An 18,349-nucleotide genomic window follows, 5' to 3' on the forward strand; every position below is an offset into this window, starting at 1 on the left:
AAACAAATGGAAAAACAAGCCTTTGAAAGACCAATAATTCAAAAACTCAATGCAGGCTTACCGAGCAAATACGGCCTTGCCAGAAAATTAGAACCCATAAGCCACATCGATGGAGTGGCAATTAGCAGTATCATCAAGCAATATGGATCTCCTGTTTTTATCTTTTCAGAAAATACCATTCGCCGTACCTATAAAGACGCGTATCGAGCGTTCAGCTCGCGCTATCCTAAAGTACAATTCGCCTGGTCATATAAGACAAACTATCTGAATGCCATATGTCAAATCTTTCATCAAGAAGGCGCCTGGGCAGAAGTAGTTTCAGGGTTTGAGTACGACAAGGCAATCGCAAATGGAATTCCCAGCGAACTCATCATCTTCAATGGACCTGACAAAAGCCTTGAAGACCTTCGTAAAGCGATAATAAACGGTTCACTCATTCACATAGATCATTTCGATGAGCTCTATGATATCATTAAGCTCTCAAAAGAAATGAGCGAAAAGCCTCGAGTAGCGATTCGCGTGAATATGGATGTAGGCATCTATCCCAAATGGGACAGATTCGGCTTTAACTACGAAAATGGGGAAGCGTGGGATGCTCTCAACCGTATAATGGCATCAAAAAAACTTGAGCTCGTTGGCCTTCACACACATATCGGAACATACATCATGTCAACCGAGGCCTATAAAATAGCCGCCTCTAAACTCGCAAAACTTGCTGTAGATCTTGAGAAAAAATATGGATTAGCCATTCAATACATCGATATCGGAGGTGGTTTTGCCTCAAAAAATACTTTGAGAGGCTCCTACTATCCGGGCACAGATACCGCTCCATCGTTTGACGACTTCGCTGAGGCTATTACCTCAGCGCTTTTGAGCTCTGACATCAAACCTCAAAATTTGCCCTTGCTCATTTTGGAAACAGGCAGAGCACTCATTGACGAAGCAGGGTATTTAGCTGGAACAGTACTGGCCAACAAGAGATTATCTGACGGCAGACGGGCCACCATTATTGATGCAGGCGTGAATGTGCTCTTTACCGCTTTTTGGTATGAGCATGACATCCGTCCGGTAGAACCAATTTCTGAACAATCTGAAGACACTACTATTTATGGACCCTTGTGTATGAATATTGACGTGGTACGCTATAATGTGATGTTTCCATTGCTCAAAAAAGGAGATCATTATGTAATAAGACGCGTTGGCGCATACAACAATACTCAATGGCTCCAGTTTATCAACATGCGTCCTAATATTGTATTAATCGATAAATCTGGAAACTTACATTTAATTCGAAAAAAAGAAACACTGGATACTATTAATTCAATGGAAGTAATACCAGAGCATCTCAAAGAGAATTATTACCATAATATGGCCACTAAATGAAACTCATTAAGTGGTTTAGTGCTGCCGTACTAAATAGTTATGCTCAGTTGTTTTTTTCAAACAATAAGTGGTTTGGACTGATATTGCTGAGCATAACTTTTTTAGATTTTTATGTAGGTATTTTAGGTTTATTTTGTGTACTCACTACACTTGTTTTAGCCTATGTCCTTGGGATAAATCAATATAGCATAAGTCAAGGATTTTATGGCTTTAATTCACTTCTAGTTGGAATAGGTTTAGCCATCTATTTTAAACCAAGTATATCACTAGTTATTCTCATTTCCGCTGCTGGGATACTTACTCTATTTATTTCCTTATCATACGAAGGATTTTTAGCTAAGTATGGATTGCCATTTCTCAGCTTACCTTTTATAACAGTTTTTTGGCTTTTGCGATTATCAACAAGGCAGTTTCAGTCATTAGGTTTTAGCGATAGAGGAATATATGTTTTAAACGAATTGTATTCATTAGGAGGTAACAAATTAGTAAAAATATATGAATGGATAAACGCTTTTGATATACCCAGTGCGATAAAAGCATATTTATTATCTTTAGGAGCAATATTTTTTCAACAAAATGTTTTAGCAGGTTTTTTAGCATGCATTGGCCTTTTTCTTTACTCAAGAATTGCCTTTAGCCTTAGCATTATAGGGTTTTTAATTGCATATTTTTTCTATACGATTTTAGGCATACATTTCAATGAAGTATATTTCAGCTACATTGGTTTTAATTACATACTTACATCTATTGCATTAGGAGGCTTTTTTATCATTCCTAATGCAAGTTCCTATATCGCTCAAATCTTTATAATTCCAATTGTCGTTGTAGTAAGTATATCTCTGCAAGAAATTTTCAATTTATTTAATTTACCAGTGCATTCACTGCCATTTAATTTAGTTGTACTCACGGTGCTTTATGGACTGAAATTTCGTGAAGACAATAGAATAGGATTAAGTACAATCTTTTGGCAGCAAAACTCTCCTGAAAAAAACCTGTATTTTTTTAATAACTACACTGAGCGTTTTGGAAACGAATCGAGTTTTCCGATCTACCTCCCTTTTTATGGTGAATGGGTCGTAACTCAAGGGCACAATGGAGAGTACACCCACAAAGAGGATTGGAAATATGCCTGGGATTTTGAAATTATAGATGAGGATGGAAGAACTTACAAAAACAATGGACTTTTTGTAACAGACTACTATTGCTACGAAAAAAATATTTTAGCACCAGCCGATGGAATAATAGAGGATATAATTGATGATATTGAAGATAATCCTATAGGAATCAGAAATTTAGAAAATAACTGGGGAAATACAATAATAATTAAACACACCGAATTTCTTTATACTCAAATGAGCCACCTAAAAAAAGGAAGTATTACATGTTCAAAAGGACAATCTGTAAAAAGGGGTGATATTTTAGGAAAAGTAGGCAACTCCGGAAATTCACCTTATCCCCATCTTCACTTTCAAATTCAGTCAGCACCTTATGTAGGTTCTAAAACGATCAACTATCCACTGTCTTACGTTTATTTAAAAAATCAAAAAAAAGGAAAATTATTTCAAGTTATTATACCTGAAAAAGGAGATAAAATATCGTACTTAACTCCAAATTTAATTTTAAAAAAATCATTTCATTTTATTGTAGGTGAACAATTGACTTTTAAGGATGAATCCGGAAGAGATGTCTTATGGACTGTAAAGAGAGACTATTACACTCTCGTAAAATACATAGAATGTGAAAAAAGCAATTCGAAAGCATATTTTCGTTTAGATGATAATATGTTGCAATTTACGCATTTCGAAGGAGATAAAAAATCAATGCTGTATTACTTTTATTTAGCTTCATATAAGGTCAGTTTTGGTTTCACGAATAGATTAGAATTAAGCGATAAAATTCCAGTCAATATGGTTTTTAAGCCATATTCACTTTTAATACACGACTTTTTTGCACCTTTTATTCCTTTTTTACATTGCATTTACCATCTTTCATACCCAGATGTAAATACAGGATTAATAAGTAAGCCGATTAAATTAAAAAGCTCTATTGTCAAAACATTTTTTGGAAAAAAAGTTGATTCCATTGAATTTGAATTAGAAGAAGATCAAAGTGGAATTAAATATTTAAAAGTACATAATAAAAGATCTAAAAACGAAAAATGGGTAGTAAAAAGTTAATTTTTATTTTTATTCTGACGTTTTTTTTTAAGTATGGTCAATCACAAATAACCTTTAACATTAAAGAGATTGATAGAGTTACATATGAACTTTATACTCAAAAAAATTGGAATTCTCTTATTGATATTGGAAAGGAATCTCTGAGAAAAAATATTTCCTTTTACTACTTACATGTACGGATGGGTATAGCATACTTCAATAAAAATAATTTTCACAAAGCTATTTATCACTTCGATCAGGCTTTGAAAATATCAGATGAAGAAGAATATGTAAAAGAATATCTGTATTGGTCTTACCTATACTCAGGTAGATCTTCTGAAGCTGAATGGTTTTCAAAAAAATTGTCGAAAACATTTAAAGAAAACTATGAATTAAATGATGAAATAGCTATTAAAAACATTGATATTGCATACAATTTTACTCAAGGAAACTCAATTGAAAAAATCACTCATTCCATCAATAAAATTCAAAATAACCTAAATGGTTATTTATTTAGTCCTTTACAAATTGAGTCTTTTTACATTGGTTTATTGACTAAATTGACCTCTCGACTACGTATCTATCAGGCATATACTAATTTAAATTCAAACCAATTTCTTTATTTTCAAGCATCTAATCAAAACTACTCAAACGCAAATTTTAATACCAGGCTAAATCAATACTACATAAATACCAACATTTTAGTATCTAAATCTGTGTCCTTAACTGGGGGAATTCACTTTGTTCATTCAAGTGCGAAGTATACTACTCAGCTTACTGTAGATTCTAATGAAATACCTCTTTTACTGGAAGTTCCAACACATTCAAACGTCTTAGACATTATTGGTTTTATTTCATTTTACAAAAAATTTACTTACTTTACTTTTGGAACTTCTTACTACAAAGCTGGATTGAATAACGCCAAACAAGAACAAATTGATTTTAAATTACATATTTTTCCTTTCGGAAATTTAAATTTATACATAGTAAGCAATTTTTCAGTTCAGCAACAAGATTATGGCTTATCAACAATAAGGAAAAATTTGATTATTGACGAAAATATAGGTTTTAAAATTTCAAATAACTTTTGGGCAGAGATTTATGGATCTGTAGGCGATATGAGTAATTTTATAGTAAAGGAAGGAATGGTAATTTACAACCGGTCTGATGTAATAAATAATAGATTAGGAGCTAAACTTATTTTTGTACCTAATCCAAAGTGGTCGCTCACCATTGATTACACACGTTTGTCATGTACAAGCAACTTTATCGAATATCCCCAACAGAGAGAGACCAACGATAAATTTACTTATTTACATCATTCGATCACTGGAATTTTATCAATAAAACTATAATATTTTAACTATGAAAAAAGTAAATTTCCCTCTTCCTTTTACAACTGTAATCCTATTTTTTTCAATCATTTTTCCTTTAAATGGACAGGATCAAGTTATAAATGTTTTTAAAAAGAGCTATGAATACGAAAATAATGGTAATTATAAAGCGGCTATTGAACAATTAAATTCAGTATATGAAACAGAAAGTTATGAAATAAATCTCCGATTAGGTTGGCTGTATTATCAAAACGGAAATTTTAAAGAATCCATTGACTACTACCAAAAAGCAATAAACCTCAAACCTTATGCGATTGAGCCGAAATTAGGGGTAGTTCTTCCCTACTCTTCGATGGGAAAATGGGAGGCAGTATTAGAAATTTATCAAAAAATTTTAGATATTGATCCAAATAATTCACTTGTGAATTATCGGGTCGGTTTACTTTACTATAATAAAGGCAATTTTAATCAAGCAGAACGTTACATCGAAAAGGTTGTAAATCTATATCCATTTGATTACGATAGCTTGTTATTATTAGGTTGGATTAAATTAAAACTTCAAAAAAACAGAGAAGCAAAAGTTTTATTCCAAAAAGCACTTATGAATAGGCCTGGAGATGAATCGGCTTTAGAGGGCTTAAAGTACATTAAATGAGACTATTTTTAGTGTAAAAAAGCAAAAAAATAATTACTTTAAATCGCTTTTTATGTATTTTTATTTCAACGTTAAATCAGCTTAAAACGGCATACTCTTTTAAAAATTTACTATAGCTTCTTTTAATTGTCTTGTAAAAGGATGAACAGGATTTTCAGGCATTTTATCCGTCCATTCTTCTACGATTTCACCATTGTACATCACACATATCCGATTGCAGAAATATTCAGCAATGATGAGATTATGAGTTATGAATAAGTAGCTTACGTTTAGTGCATCTTTTAAGTCATTTAATAGATTGAGAACCTGCGCTTGTACGGATACATCGAGGGCAGACACACTCTCATCGAGAACTACAAGTGAAGGGCGTAAAATAAGAGCACGCGCGATAGCTATCCTCTGGCGCTGTCCACCTGAAAAGAGGTGTGGATATTCATTAAATCGCTCCACTGAAATACCTACCATATCAAGAATTTCTTGTGCCTTTTCTTTGGCTTCTACTGCTGATATGCCTTTCGCTAATAGGGGATCCATCACTTGCTTACCAATGGTGAGCATGGGATTTAGGCTGGAAAAAGGGTCTTGAAAAACAAGTTGGACAACATCAGCTCTGCGACCGGCCTGGTGAAATTGCACCTTACCTGCATCTACTTTTTCAATACCACATAAAATTCTTGCTAATGTTGTTTTTCCGCAACCTGATGGTCCGACAATACCCACCGTCTCTCCGGAAGTGATGGTGAGGTTTACATTTCGCAAGATGGGTGATTTCTTGTTACCTATTTGATATGACTTAGAGAGGTTTGAAATGGTAATGATGTTTTTATTTTTTTTCAAAAGTTCACTTTCCTTCAAAGTCTGCTTTTTAGAAACTTTTACAAGATCACTGTGAGACAGTAAAAAGTCTTCGACAGTAGGCAGTCGCTTTGGTTTGTATCCAGGCTTAGGCCTTGAAAGTAAAAGTGCCTGAGTATATGGATGAGTGGGTGATGTAAAAAGCTGGTCTTTAGGTTGAATTTCAATCATTTTGCCCTGCCGCATCACCAAAATTTGATCGCAAAGCTGACCAACCAGGTCTATATCATGACTTACAAAAATTAGGGAGGTACCCTCTTCATCACACAGTCGGCGAAGAAGGCGGATAATTTCTGCTTGTACGAGCAGGTCAAGAGCTGTGGTAGGTTCATCAGCTACGAGCAAATGTGGATTTTTAATCATCGCCATAGCAATTACCACTCGTTGACGCTGCCCTCCGCTGAGCTGATGCGGGTACTTGTAGTACGTGGCTTCAGGGTAGGAGATTTGAACTTTCTGCAGCCACTCGAGAGCTCGTTGTTGTTTTTCGTTTTTAGAAATTGGCAAGATTTCTAAAGCCTCGGCTATTTGATCACCTATTTGCATAGAGGGATTTAGAGCACTCATAGGTTCCTGGAAGACATAACCGATGTTCTTTGCTCGTTCAGATGAGGTCATTTTGTCCAGCTCCACCCATTTACCTGAAACTTCTTGAAAAACAAATGCATCGAATGAAATAGACAGTGAAGGTGGCAATAGACCCGAAATAGCTTTACAGATCAAAGACTTTCCTGAGCCGCTCTCTCCTACTATACCGAGTTTTTCGCCTCTTTTTAGGTATAAATCAACACCTTGCACTAAAACTGTGTCAGTTCTATTTGATCTGATTGTCAAATTTTTTATCTTAAGCAAGGGATGTACTTTTTTAAAAAAGTTTAAAGAATTATCAGGGTAAAAATCAGATAAAATTTGTTTATAAAAAAAGGTCACGTATTTTGTCTTACATCATATTCTAAAGGATGAAAAAATCAAAATACATCTTGTACGGGGCAATCGCTGTAGCACTTATTACCGTGTATATTTTTGGTGGATATATAATGCAAGAGCCAGAGCGGTTGCCTGTTTACAACCCTATTGACATCAATCCAGAGCTGGTAGATAGCGGTTTACAACGAGTAGGGAGGAATTTTCACACGGGTCCGTTTAAGGTAATCAATCATTTGGGCGATACGGTAACAGAGGAAACAGTGAAAAACCGCATTCGAGTTGTGAATTTCTTCTTTACTACGTGCCCCTCTATCTGTATCGATATGACGAGAGAGCTACGCAAAGTACAAGAGGCCTTCAGGGGCGATCAACGTATAGTCATTCTATCGCACACTGTAATGCCAGAAGTCGACAGCTTACCTGTTTTGCGAGAATATGCGCGCATGAATGAAATTGATTCATCGATTTGGTGGCTTGTGCGAGCTGATCAAGATGAAATTCAGCGCTTAGCGCGCAAGGTGTATTTTGTTGTAAAAAGTAGAGAGCACCGCGGGGACGATGACGATCACAGCTTTATACATACCGAAAATGTGGTTTTAGTTGACACAAAAGGTCGCCTTCGCGGGTTTTACGACGGCACCGATCCTGAAGATATGCAGCGACTCATTCGGCATATTCACATTCTATTTAAAGACGATACTCCAAAATATTAAAAACACATATCGTTTAAATAGCAAAAAAGGCAGAGGGTCACCTAAGTGCCTTCTGCCGATTTCCTTTTGAGTTTAATATGTGAATAACATTCAGTATTTGCGAATGTATTCTTTGAAGTCTCGATGCTCCTGTTTGTAAAGCTCTTCTTTTGGCAGAGACTTAAAGTATTCGTATGTGATTTTTAGGCCTTCTGCCCTACCCACTTTTGGCTCCCAACCGAGTATTTGCTTGGCCTTTGTAATATCAGGTCTTCGCTGCATAGGATCGTCTTTTGGCAGGGGTTTGAAAACAATCTTTTGATTGGTGCCGGTCAATTTTATGATTTCCTGAGCAAATTCAAGAATGGTAATTTCATCGGGATTACCAATATTAACTGGATAGGGATAGTCGCTAAGCAGCAAGCGATAGATGCCCTCAATGAGATCATCTACATAACAAAATGATCTTGTTTGACTACCATCGCCGAATACGGTAAGGTCTTCACCTCTTAGAGCTTGACCAATAAAGGCTGGTAAAACTCGACCATCATTTAAGCGCATACGAGGACCGTAAGTATTAAAAATGCGCACAATGCGCGTTTCAAGGCCGTGGTAGGTATGGTAGGCCATAGTCATTGCTTCTTGGAATCGCTTTGCCTCATCGTACACACCGCGAGGACCAATTGGATTTACGTTACCCCAGTACTCTTCCGTTTGAGGGTGCACTGTTGGATCACCATAAATCTCCGAAGTGCTGGCTATCAAAATTCTTGCGCGCTTTACCAAAGCCAATCCCAAACAATTGTGTACGCCAAGCGAACCAACTTTCAATGTTTGGATAGGGATCTTGAGATAATCTATAGGGCTGGCGGGAGAGGCAAAGTGAAGGATGTAATCCAGATGCCCAGGTACGTGAATGAATTTGGAAACATCGTGATGGTAAAACTCAAATTCCTTGTATTTGAAAAGGTGTTCGATGTTTCTCAGATCTCCGGTTATGAGGTTATCCATACCAACCACATCATAACCTTCTTTGATAAACCGATCACACAAATGCGAACCTAAAAAGCCCGCTGCACCGGTGATCAATACGCGCTTGTTCATGGTAATTTTTCGGGTAAAAGTAGTGGTTAGTTTACAATTTTTTTAATTCTAAAAAATAAAAAAACCCGCCAGGTGGCGGGCTTTTTTTTGGGATTATTTCTGTGAAGTAACTATGAGCTTTCTCACATATTCAGCTCCATCGACATTAGCTCTTACGATGTAGGTGCCATCTCTTAATGAGTTCAAATTGAGAGGCACATCTGCTCTACCTGCGTAATAGTAGTCGCCGAAGCTCATTATCATCTGACCAGCAAGATTGAAAACACTTACTGAAACATTACCCGACTTCGGCAGATAAATGGGCAGGTGTGCCAACTTATTAGCTGGATTAGGATAGAGCTCGCCAACTACAGGCACGTCGAGCACTTTTTCCTCAATTCCAATAAAGAATTCAGGTTTTTTATTGGATACTTTCAAGCAGAAGTCATCTATTGCCCAGCCAGGTGCAGTTACATTCTGATCACTGCCAAAGCGGAATCTGAAGATGGCTTTACCGGAGAATTGGAATCTAAAAGTTGCCTTTGCTTCAATCCAGCCGTTTGAATTACCCGTAAATCCAGGTTTGATAAGCTCTAAGCCTGTAATGTAGGGCTGATTGTACCAAGAGGATTGAGGTTTGAAATCACCTACTACCTTCCAGGTATTTCCACCGTCTTGAGAAACCTCAACAGTACCTCCGTCGTGAAACTTCTCTGTCACGAAATAGTGCATGAAGCTCATTTCATATGCCAGAGTTGAATCTACAATAAACACTGGTGTGAAAAGTGCAGAGCTATCGCGGTTTCGATAGTTTTGTGACAAACTGGTTATCCATGCTTTTGTGCCAGAGTGGGCACCTACGATGGGTGGATTGTTGGGTGTTCCAAATTCCCATATAGTAGTACCATTTCCGTAGGTGAAGGCATTGTATGTAGCCCAGGAAGGTTCATTTGGACCTTCGAAGTTGTTACAGAATGAAGAATCGGGAGCTTGGGCTATGTTGAGTTCTTGCAGTACTACAATGGTTTTGCAGAACTCATCGTCAGAGGTTAGGTTGTCTTGTTTTCCGTTAGGCAGTCTTGTCTCTGCACAAATGTTATGAGGTCCAGAGGTTGGATTTACCCAGGGCGATTGGTAGGTGTAATCGAAGGTTTGATTTACTTCAAGACCATTTCCCGGGAAAATTACCTTTTCCCAAGGGCCAACTGTTGTTCCAATTTTCACACGTACTTCACAACTATCGAGTCTCTTAGCACCTGTGTTTTGAATGGTTACAACGAATTGGTTGTTAATTCCCGGAACGATCAGAGGAGTAATTGTATTCACGTTGATAGGTGCAGCACTATTTTGCGGTGGTACGTAAATCTGGAAATTATCAATTGCCCAACCAGAACCTGTACCAGCTGCATTAGAGCGGAAGCGGAAGCGAAGGTTCAACGGCGCTATATTAAAGTTAAACATGTTGAGCGGGAAGGCACTGTTCATCCATCCTCCCGAGTTACCTGTAAAAGCAGGTTTGTTTCCGAAGAGTGCTGAGCTCGACGTACCAAAGTTTGGTGAAGTACAGTACCAGTTAACACCTAGATTTTGATTACATCCGCCAGAGGGAAGCTCACCGAGAACCTGCCAGCCCTGGGGTGTTTCATATTCTACAACTCCACCGTCGTCGTCGCTAAATTGGAAATTTTGAGCAAATCGAATTTCCGGGAAGCGTATTGTATCAAACCCAGTAAAAGATGGGAATCTCAAAATTTCTTCTGCATTATTTCGATATGGACGATTCGTTGAAGTCACCCAAGCGTTAGGAGCCGACTGTGCACTAGTGATGGCTGTTTTAGAAGGAGTACCCAACTCCCACTGGCGAAGCCCCCCTTGAGAGAAGATACCGTTTGATGACCAGTTGCAGTCGTCGAAATTTGTAAAGTAAGGCACTGAAATGCTTCCGAATCCGGTTACATCCTTACAGTATTCATTATTAAAAGTATTCACATCACCCGTTAAGTTGGTCGAAGCACAGATTTTGAACCTACCAGTTGGCCAAACCGGTGAGGTAGTAGGTGTAAACTGTACCGTCTGATTTGGTGCTAAGTTACCTGTCCATGTCGCATTGTAAGTAACGGGTGTACCCGCTCCTGTACCACAGTAAGGAGTAATGGTGTATGTTACAGGTATAGAAGTGAGTGTCTGCGTACCAAAATTTCGGATCGTAAATGTTGGCAACTGACCTGTACCTGATGGCACACCTAAACCTGGTGGTTGAATGTTTTCAATACCAGCATCGTTAGCTATTTTGTTGTAAACATTGAGATTATCAATAGCCACAAGAGTAGCTGAACCACTGTTTTTACGGTGTGCTTGTATTTGAATTCGAGCAAATTTGTTTGCAAAAGCTTGTAAGCTAAATTCTCTGTAAATCCAGTTGGAAACGTGATTAGTATGTGAATTAGCTCCTGTGTTTACAATTCTACCTCCAGCTGGTGTAATCCAGTTATTTCCACCGTCTTCGAGGAAACGGACAACCAATGAATCAACATCAGGGGCAAACATGTAGTAGTAAAAAGATACTACCGGATTGCTTATTCCGGTGAAATTCAAACACAGCGACTGAAGAGTGGCGGGGGAATTGAACTGCCAGTTTCCGCGGGCAAATAAATAGTTGCCATAATTTGAAAAGTCAGAAATCGGACCGGTACCTTCAATAGGATGGGGTAAACCTGTACCTACACCCCAAGCATATTGGCTAAACGATGTTCCAGTTGGATTTGGAATTCTCTCCCATACGGTCGTAGCTAAGGCACCGTAGTTGCCTGGTACTTGGAAGTTTCCGGGAGTATTTCCAGTGCCGTCAAAAGTCAAAGACAATGGGAAGGTGCTGTGGTTAGACGGGTGTAATATCTGGATGTCAAGAGTATCATTGGTTTTATCTACATCACCAGGTACGTTGGTCCACACTTTTATATTATATGTAGTATTTGGTGTGGAAAGGTTAGCCTTTGGTGCCAATGTGTAAACGATTTGTTGAGCTGTAATAAGATTTTGTTTAATCGTATCCCAAACAATAGGACCATTGTTGATTTGGAAAGCGATGGGAATTTGCTTTAGTGTATCACAACCGAGAGATTGTACTCTCACTTGAATATCTTCATTAGCTGTGTACCCACAGAAACCATTGACTGGCTTTAGAATTTCCATCAAACGCGCATCATCCGTAGTAGGATTGTAAATACGTAAATTGTCAATAGCAATATCCGATAATATACCCGGACCGCGAGTGGCAACAAAACGAAATTTCACAAACTTACCTGTGTAGGGTTTAATGTTAACTACAGCTCGAGTATATGGAGCTGATTTAGAGGCATGTTGTTGCCCTGTTACAGTAAATATTCCGTTTATCCAGTTAGATGTAGATCCTGAACTAGTGTCTATATCCACTCGTAAAGAGCCTATATTTTGACCAAACATGTGATAATAGAATTCCAGTGCTGTACATGAGTCCATAGGCAACTGGATACAAGGAGTTTCGAGAATGGTTTGTTGACCGGTTGTTCCTCTTTCACCCCAAGCATAAACATACCTCGAGCCATTTTGTGAACCTGATGGACCTGTACCTGGGTTTGGTGTGGCTTGATTGCCACCCATTATGGCCCATGCATAGTTGTTGGGCAATTGGTTGTTCGGCGGATTGACCGACCAATTTTGCCCAACTGCCGTCGGGAAGGTACCTCGATACGTGGTACCCGTACCTCCCACAGTACCAGGTACCCAATCGGCACTTTCAAAACTTTCAATCCAGGGGTTGGTGGCCGATGGATAAATGATATTTGGATTCACCGGGTTGCCTGGTTGCCAACCAGGAATGCACTTACCCGGAGGAGGTGGCATGATCCAGAAAGTGTAAAAGCCTACTGGAGCATTTGAGGGCATCCGAACCTCGTTCTTACAAGTGTCCTTACCTATTATATAGTAGTCAACTGTATCGCCGACATTCAAATTATAAATGGTATCTCTGAAAATACGATTAGTAACGGGCTGACCTGTTTGTGGTACCATAAATTTCAAAGTCCATGGACCTTTATTAATTCTGTAAAACAGTAAAGCTGAGTCAGCCCTTACGTTGTCTTGAATGCGAATTCCAATGGGATAGTTTCCAGGAGCAAATTGCCCAGCTAAAGGATGATTGTTGTAAGGCGGAGATACACCGAGAGAAAATGTTGCTGTTGGATTATATAATTCGCAGGAAGAAACTTCAACTTTTATATCATCAATAAACCAACCTGCTTTAAGTGCCCGGTTGGGATTACCATCGTTTCCGAATGGAAAAGCACAAACAAAGCGCAACTTAACTTGCGGAAATCCCGTAGTACCACAGGCAAGAGCTGAGATATCAAAAACTTCTTCAACCCACCAGTTATTGGTCGGAAAAGTATTGCCTGAAGGACCGTCCCAAATATTCGTGCTATTGTTAATATTGATTCCGTTGTATGAGAGATCATTGAAGTAGCCCAAGGATCTGTACGACAAGCTCTGACCCAGGTAAATTACATTACCTGGAACAGGTGGCGATGCATTTGGATCGTTAGGGACGAAGGTGGTCCATGTAGCCCCATTGTTTGTGGAAATTTGAATAAGTGCCCTATCAACGAAGAGAATTTTTGCTATGTGTTTGAATGTCAATCGAGCAAAAGTATTTCCAACAGTAGAAAAAGCATTGGTTTCAAAAAATATAGTATCTTGTGAACCGGCAACAGGCTTGGCCGTGTAAGAATTTGGACTTGAAACCTGTAGTTGGTTGTTTGTATTGAAAAGAAATAAAGGTCCAGCTGTACCTGTACCTGCTCCTTTATATGTAGTGCCTTTTATAGTTGCACTATCAAAGTTCTCAAAATAAACGGTATTGATGACAGGCTGGGAATGAACGGATAACGTCAGAAGAAATATGCTACTTAGTATGTGTTTTTTCATTTGCAGTGTTATACTTTTCCGAGAAACAAATATACACATTTACAAGAAAGTTAAAATATTTTGAAAGTGTGCACGAAAAAACAAAACCAAAACAACATTTAAAGTAGGGTTCTAACTGTTTAAAGAGTTTTTAAACAAAAGATTCACCAAGATCCCCTCTACTTCAGCGCGTATCATTACCTGTACCCATTTATTCTAGTCGTGTTTGACCATATCAATAAATCTTTAGAAGACAGAATAACCTAAAGATTCCTAATTCAGGAATAGAAGAATAACCAATAGATCGTAAGTCAGTAGAGTCAATTTTAAGTCTAGGATAGAATTAGAGAAAATCGCCTCGGATGTTTTTTTAAAACACCTTATCTTCTAAAAAATCCACTATTTGATATTTTATCCGAATAACACTTCCTGTCAAAGAAAATCTTTAAACATTGAATACGACAGTAGTTTAGCCTTTGAAGGATTATAGAAAGCCTTTTACTCTGAAAATTTTATTATTTGGAAAAAAAGACTGTAAAGCCACAAATTTTTAATAATTTGAATGAAAAAATTTTTAAGTATCGAAAATTATAGTAAAAAACATTCAAAAAGTATAAGATTTTTCTTAATAAAAACAACTTTTAGAAAATACTAATCGATGCCAGCCTATCGATAGCAAGAATCTATTACCTGAAAATGAGCAAGTCATTTATAAAAATATTTCTACAAAATAAAAATATTTAGTAAATTGATTTTTAAAAGTTTAAATTTAATTTATCCCATTAATATTTAAAATATAATTTTATTAAACTGATTTTTTACAAACGCAACTTTTATGTGATTAATATCACAAATCATTAAGACTTAAAACATATTTTTGACAAAAATTAACTAAAATGAGCACACATTATCAGATTCTTGTTGTAGGAGGCGGAAATGCTGGAATTTCGGCAGCAGCCCAGTTATTGAGAAAGAGATCTGGCTTGAAGATAGGAATTATCGAGCCATCTGACAAACATTACTACCAGCCGGCATGGACTTTGGTAGGCGGTGGTGCCTACAATATGAAGGATACCATCAGAGACCAAAAAGATTGCATGCCTAAAGGGGCCACTTGGATCAAAGATGCAGCAGATTCGTTTGACCCCAACAACAACTTAGTAAAGTGCACCTCTGGTGCTGAGTATACTTACGATGTACTGATACTCGCTCCTGGTATTCAGCTCGACTGGCACAAGATTAAAGGTGCGAAAGAGGCCTTGGGTAAAAATGGTGTAACCACCAACTACATGCCTCAGTATGCACCCTACACATGGGAAACCATCAAAAATTTCAAAGGAGGTAATGCTATTTTTACTAATCCAAACACTCCAATTAAGTGTGGTGGAGCTCCTCAAAAAATTATGTACCTTGCCTCTGATCACTTTAGAAAGAAGGGAATTCTCTCCAAAACCAACGTTCACTTCTATTCAGGAGGCGGTGTAATCTTCGGGGTAGAGAAATACGCTAAAACCCTTTTGGAAGTTGTAAAGCGCTATAACATTAACTTACATTTTAAACACAACTTAGTGGAGATCAAGGGAGATGAAAAGATAGCCATCTTCCAGGGCGTAGATGCCGAAGGCAAAACCATCACTGTTGAACAGCCTTTTGACATGATTCACGTAACTCCACCCCAGAGTGCACCCGATTTCATTAAGCGCAGCCCATTTGCCATTCCCGATACAGCTTGGCCAGCTGATACACCTTGTATACCTGGTCAATTTTCTAAAGATTTCCTTGGTTGGGTAGATGTGGACAAGTACACCTTACAGCACAACAAATATCCCAATGTATTCAGCTGTGGAGATGCCGCTAATACGCCAAATGCCAAGACCGGTGCAGCTATTCGCAAGCAAGTGCCAGTGATGGTTGAGAACATACTTGCTTTTATGGACAAAAAGAAAGCCGAAAGCAAATACAATGGCTACGGTTCTTGTCCGCTTGTAACAGGCTATGGCAAACTCGTATTAGCTGAATTCAATTACGAAAACCAACCCATTGAGACCTTCCCATTTGATCAGTCAAAAGAGCGATGGAGCATGTGGATGCTCAAAAAACACATATTGCCATGGCTCTACTGGAATAAGATTTTAAAGGGTACTGCATAATTCAGTAATTAATAATTCTTTCGGACCCGAATCGCGGCATCGAAAGCGCTCGATTCGGGTTTTTCTTTTTTTGTTCCACACGGAAATAAAGACAAAAGATGTTAGTTAATTTGTTGGTAAAAACGGGGGCATATTCCCATAATTCACATACTCTTTTGCCCTGTAAAACTTATATTTGCGAGTATTGCTTAATCTAAAAAAGAAATTCAGATAACTGAAAATGAGTGAAGTAAAAGATTACGGAGCCGCCAGTATTCAAATATTGGAAGGACTTGAGGCGGTACGCAAAAGACCGGCCATGTACATCGGCGATATTGGCACCAAAGGTTTACACCATCTCGTTTATGAAGTTGTAGATAATTCGATCGATGAAGCGCTGGCTGGTTATTGCAAAAACATAGAAGTCACTATTCACGAAGATAACTCAATCACAGTAAAAGACGATGGTAGGGGAATTCCGGTAGATATACACCCTAAGGAGGGTCGCTCTGCACTCGAAGTAGTTATGACTGTACTGCATGCCGGAGGTAAATTTGACAAAGAATCTTATAAGGTTTCCGGTGGTTTACACGGCGTTGGGGTGTCTTGCGTAAATGCGCTCTCAACACATTTAAAGGCTGAGGTACACAGAGGTGGAAAAGTATATCAACAAGAGTATTCCAGAGGTATTCCCTTATACGACGTAAAAGAAATCGGAGAATCAACCTATAGAGGTACCATTGTCACCTTCAAACCGGACGATACCATCTTTCACGATACAGTATATCAATACAGCATCCTTCAAGCGCGCTTGCGCGAATTGGCTTTTCTTAACAAAGGCATTCGTATAACCCTTACCGACGAGCGTGAACTCGATGAAAATGGCAATGTGCTCTCCGAAACGTTTTATTCCGAAGGAGGTCTTAGAGAATTTGTAGCTTTTATCGATGCCTCTCGGGAAAAATTAATTCCCGAACCAATTTACATGGAAGGCGAAAGAGCCGGAATACCCGTGGAAGTGGCCATGACATACAATACTTCCTTTTCTGAAAACATTTTTTCGTATGTAAACAACATCAATACCCATGAGGGAGGTACTCACCTGGCCGGATTCAGAAGGGCTCTGACGCGTACCTTGAAGAAATATGCCGACGACTCAGGAATCACTGCTAAAGAAAAGGTGGAAATTACCGGTGACGACTTCCGTGAAGGACTCACCGCCGTGATTTCGGTAAAAGTAATGGAGCCCCAGTTCGAAGGACAGACGAAAACCAAACTGGGCAACAACGAAGTAGCCGGCGCAGTAGATCAATTAGTGGGAGAAATGCTCACCAACTATCTGGAAGAGCACCCCAATGAAGCGAAAATGATCGTAAACAAAGTGGTGCTGGCTGCTAAGGCTCGAATTGCCGCCCGAAAAGCGCGCGAAATGGTTCAGCGCAAAAATGTACTGACCGGAACAGGTCTGCCCGGTAAACTCAGCGACTGCTCAGAGACAGATCCAGCAAAATGCGAACTCTTCCTCGTAGAGGGTGACTCGGCGGGCGGAACGGCCAAGCAAGGTAGAGATCGTCGCTTTCAAGCCATTATGCCGCTGAGAGGTAAAATCCTCAATGTGGAAAAGGCTATGAGTCATAAAGTATTTGAAAACGAAGAAATTAGAAATATTTTTACTGCTCTTGGCGTTTCTATTGGCACTGAAGAAGACTCTAAAGCGCTGAACCTAAGCAAACTGCGCTATCATAAAATCATTATCATGTGCGATGCCGATGTGGATGGCAGCCACATCTCAACTTTGATTATGACGTTCTTCTTCCGCTATATGAAGGAACTTATCGAACGCGGACATCTCTACATTGCCTCTCCCCCACTCTATTTGGTGAAAAAAGGCAATAAACAAGCCTATGCCTGGAATGAGGCTCAGCGCGACCAACTCGTTCGCGAATTAGGGGGCGATAAAGAGGGCAGCGTGACCATTCAGCGTTACAAGGGTCTCGGTGAAATGAATGCAGAACAACTGTGGGAAACAACCATGAACCCTGAACAACGTACACTAAAACAAGTAACCATTGAAAATGCAGCAGAAGCTGATCGAATCTTCTCGATGCTGATGGGCGACGATGTGCCCCCGCGCAGAGAATTCATCGAAAAGAATGCTCGATACGCCAAAATAGATGCTTAAAATGTATTTTAC

General features: G+C 38.7%; 10 protein-coding genes. 7 read left to right on the forward strand and 3 right to left on the reverse strand.

From position 1 onward, the window contains the following. Positions 1-6: 6 nt before the first annotated feature. The 4 genes from EIP89_RS05265 to EIP89_RS05280 are packed head-to-tail and all read left to right on the forward strand — an operon-like array spanning position 7 to position 5,528. Positions 7-1,383, forward strand: coding sequence for an alanine racemase (locus EIP89_RS05265; protein WP_124397619.1), 1,377 nt, complete (start codon positions 7-9; stop codon positions 1,381-1,383). Further along, complete coding sequence (locus EIP89_RS05270) at positions 1,380-3,560, forward strand: urea transporter (protein WP_124397620.1); 2,181 nt, start codon at positions 1,380-1,382, stop codon at positions 3,558-3,560. Before EIP89_RS05265 ends, EIP89_RS05270 begins: the two co-directional genes overlap by 4 nt. Beyond that, complete coding sequence (locus EIP89_RS05275; protein WP_124397621.1) at positions 3,542-4,894, forward strand: tetratricopeptide repeat protein; 1,353 nt, start codon at positions 3,542-3,544, stop codon at positions 4,892-4,894. The genes EIP89_RS05270 and EIP89_RS05275 overlap by 19 nt, the downstream gene beginning before the upstream one ends. 10 nt (positions 4,895-4,904) lie before the next feature. After that, positions 4,905-5,528, forward strand: a complete 624-nt coding sequence (locus EIP89_RS05280; protein WP_124397622.1) for a tetratricopeptide repeat protein — start codon at positions 4,905-4,907, stop codon at positions 5,526-5,528. Positions 5,529-5,627: 99 nt separating this feature from the next. On the opposite strand, the gene EIP89_RS05285 is transcribed toward EIP89_RS05280, so the two are convergent. Continuing rightward, the gene (locus EIP89_RS05285) at positions 5,628-7,217 is read right to left on the reverse strand and encodes an ABC transporter ATP-binding protein (RefSeq protein ID WP_160160526.1); all 1,590 of its coding nucleotides are present in this window, start codon (positions 7,215-7,217) and stop codon (positions 5,628-5,630) included. Positions 7,218-7,342: 125 nt separating this feature from the next. Here EIP89_RS05285 and EIP89_RS05290 point away from each other — a divergent pair, with 125 nt between their 5' ends. Next, complete coding sequence (locus EIP89_RS05290) at positions 7,343-8,023, forward strand: SCO family protein (protein WP_124397624.1); 681 nt, start codon at positions 7,343-7,345, stop codon at positions 8,021-8,023. Between the two features lie 90 nt (positions 8,024-8,113). On the opposite strand, the gene EIP89_RS05295 is transcribed toward EIP89_RS05290, so the two are convergent. Continuing rightward, positions 8,114-9,106, reverse strand: a complete 993-nt coding sequence (locus EIP89_RS05295; protein WP_124397625.1) for a UDP-glucuronic acid decarboxylase family protein — start codon at positions 9,104-9,106, stop codon at positions 8,114-8,116. 93 nt (positions 9,107-9,199) lie between these two features. Further along, a complete protein-coding gene (locus EIP89_RS05300; protein ID WP_160160527.1) occupies positions 9,200-14,047 on the reverse strand; it encodes a T9SS type A sorting domain-containing protein in 4,848 nt (1,615 codons plus the stop codon). A gap of 875 nt (positions 14,048-14,922) precedes the next feature. Here EIP89_RS05300 and EIP89_RS05305 point away from each other — a divergent pair. Together EIP89_RS05305 and gyrB are read left to right on the forward strand one after the other, a co-directional pair. Further along, positions 14,923-16,176, forward strand: coding sequence for an NAD(P)/FAD-dependent oxidoreductase (locus EIP89_RS05305; RefSeq protein WP_124397627.1), 1,254 nt, complete (start codon positions 14,923-14,925; stop codon positions 16,174-16,176). A gap of 220 nt (positions 16,177-16,396) precedes the next feature. Continuing rightward, positions 16,397-18,337: a DNA topoisomerase (ATP-hydrolyzing) subunit B gene (gyrB, locus tag EIP89_RS05310; RefSeq protein ID WP_124397628.1), complete on the forward strand. Its 1,941-nt coding sequence runs from the start codon at positions 16,397-16,399 to the stop codon at positions 18,335-18,337. Positions 18,338-18,349: the final 12 nt, after the last annotated feature.

The organism is Thermaurantimonas aggregans, assembly GCF_003851885.1.
GTDB lineage: Bacteria > Bacteroidota > Bacteroidia > Flavobacteriales > Schleiferiaceae > Thermaurantimonas > Thermaurantimonas aggregans.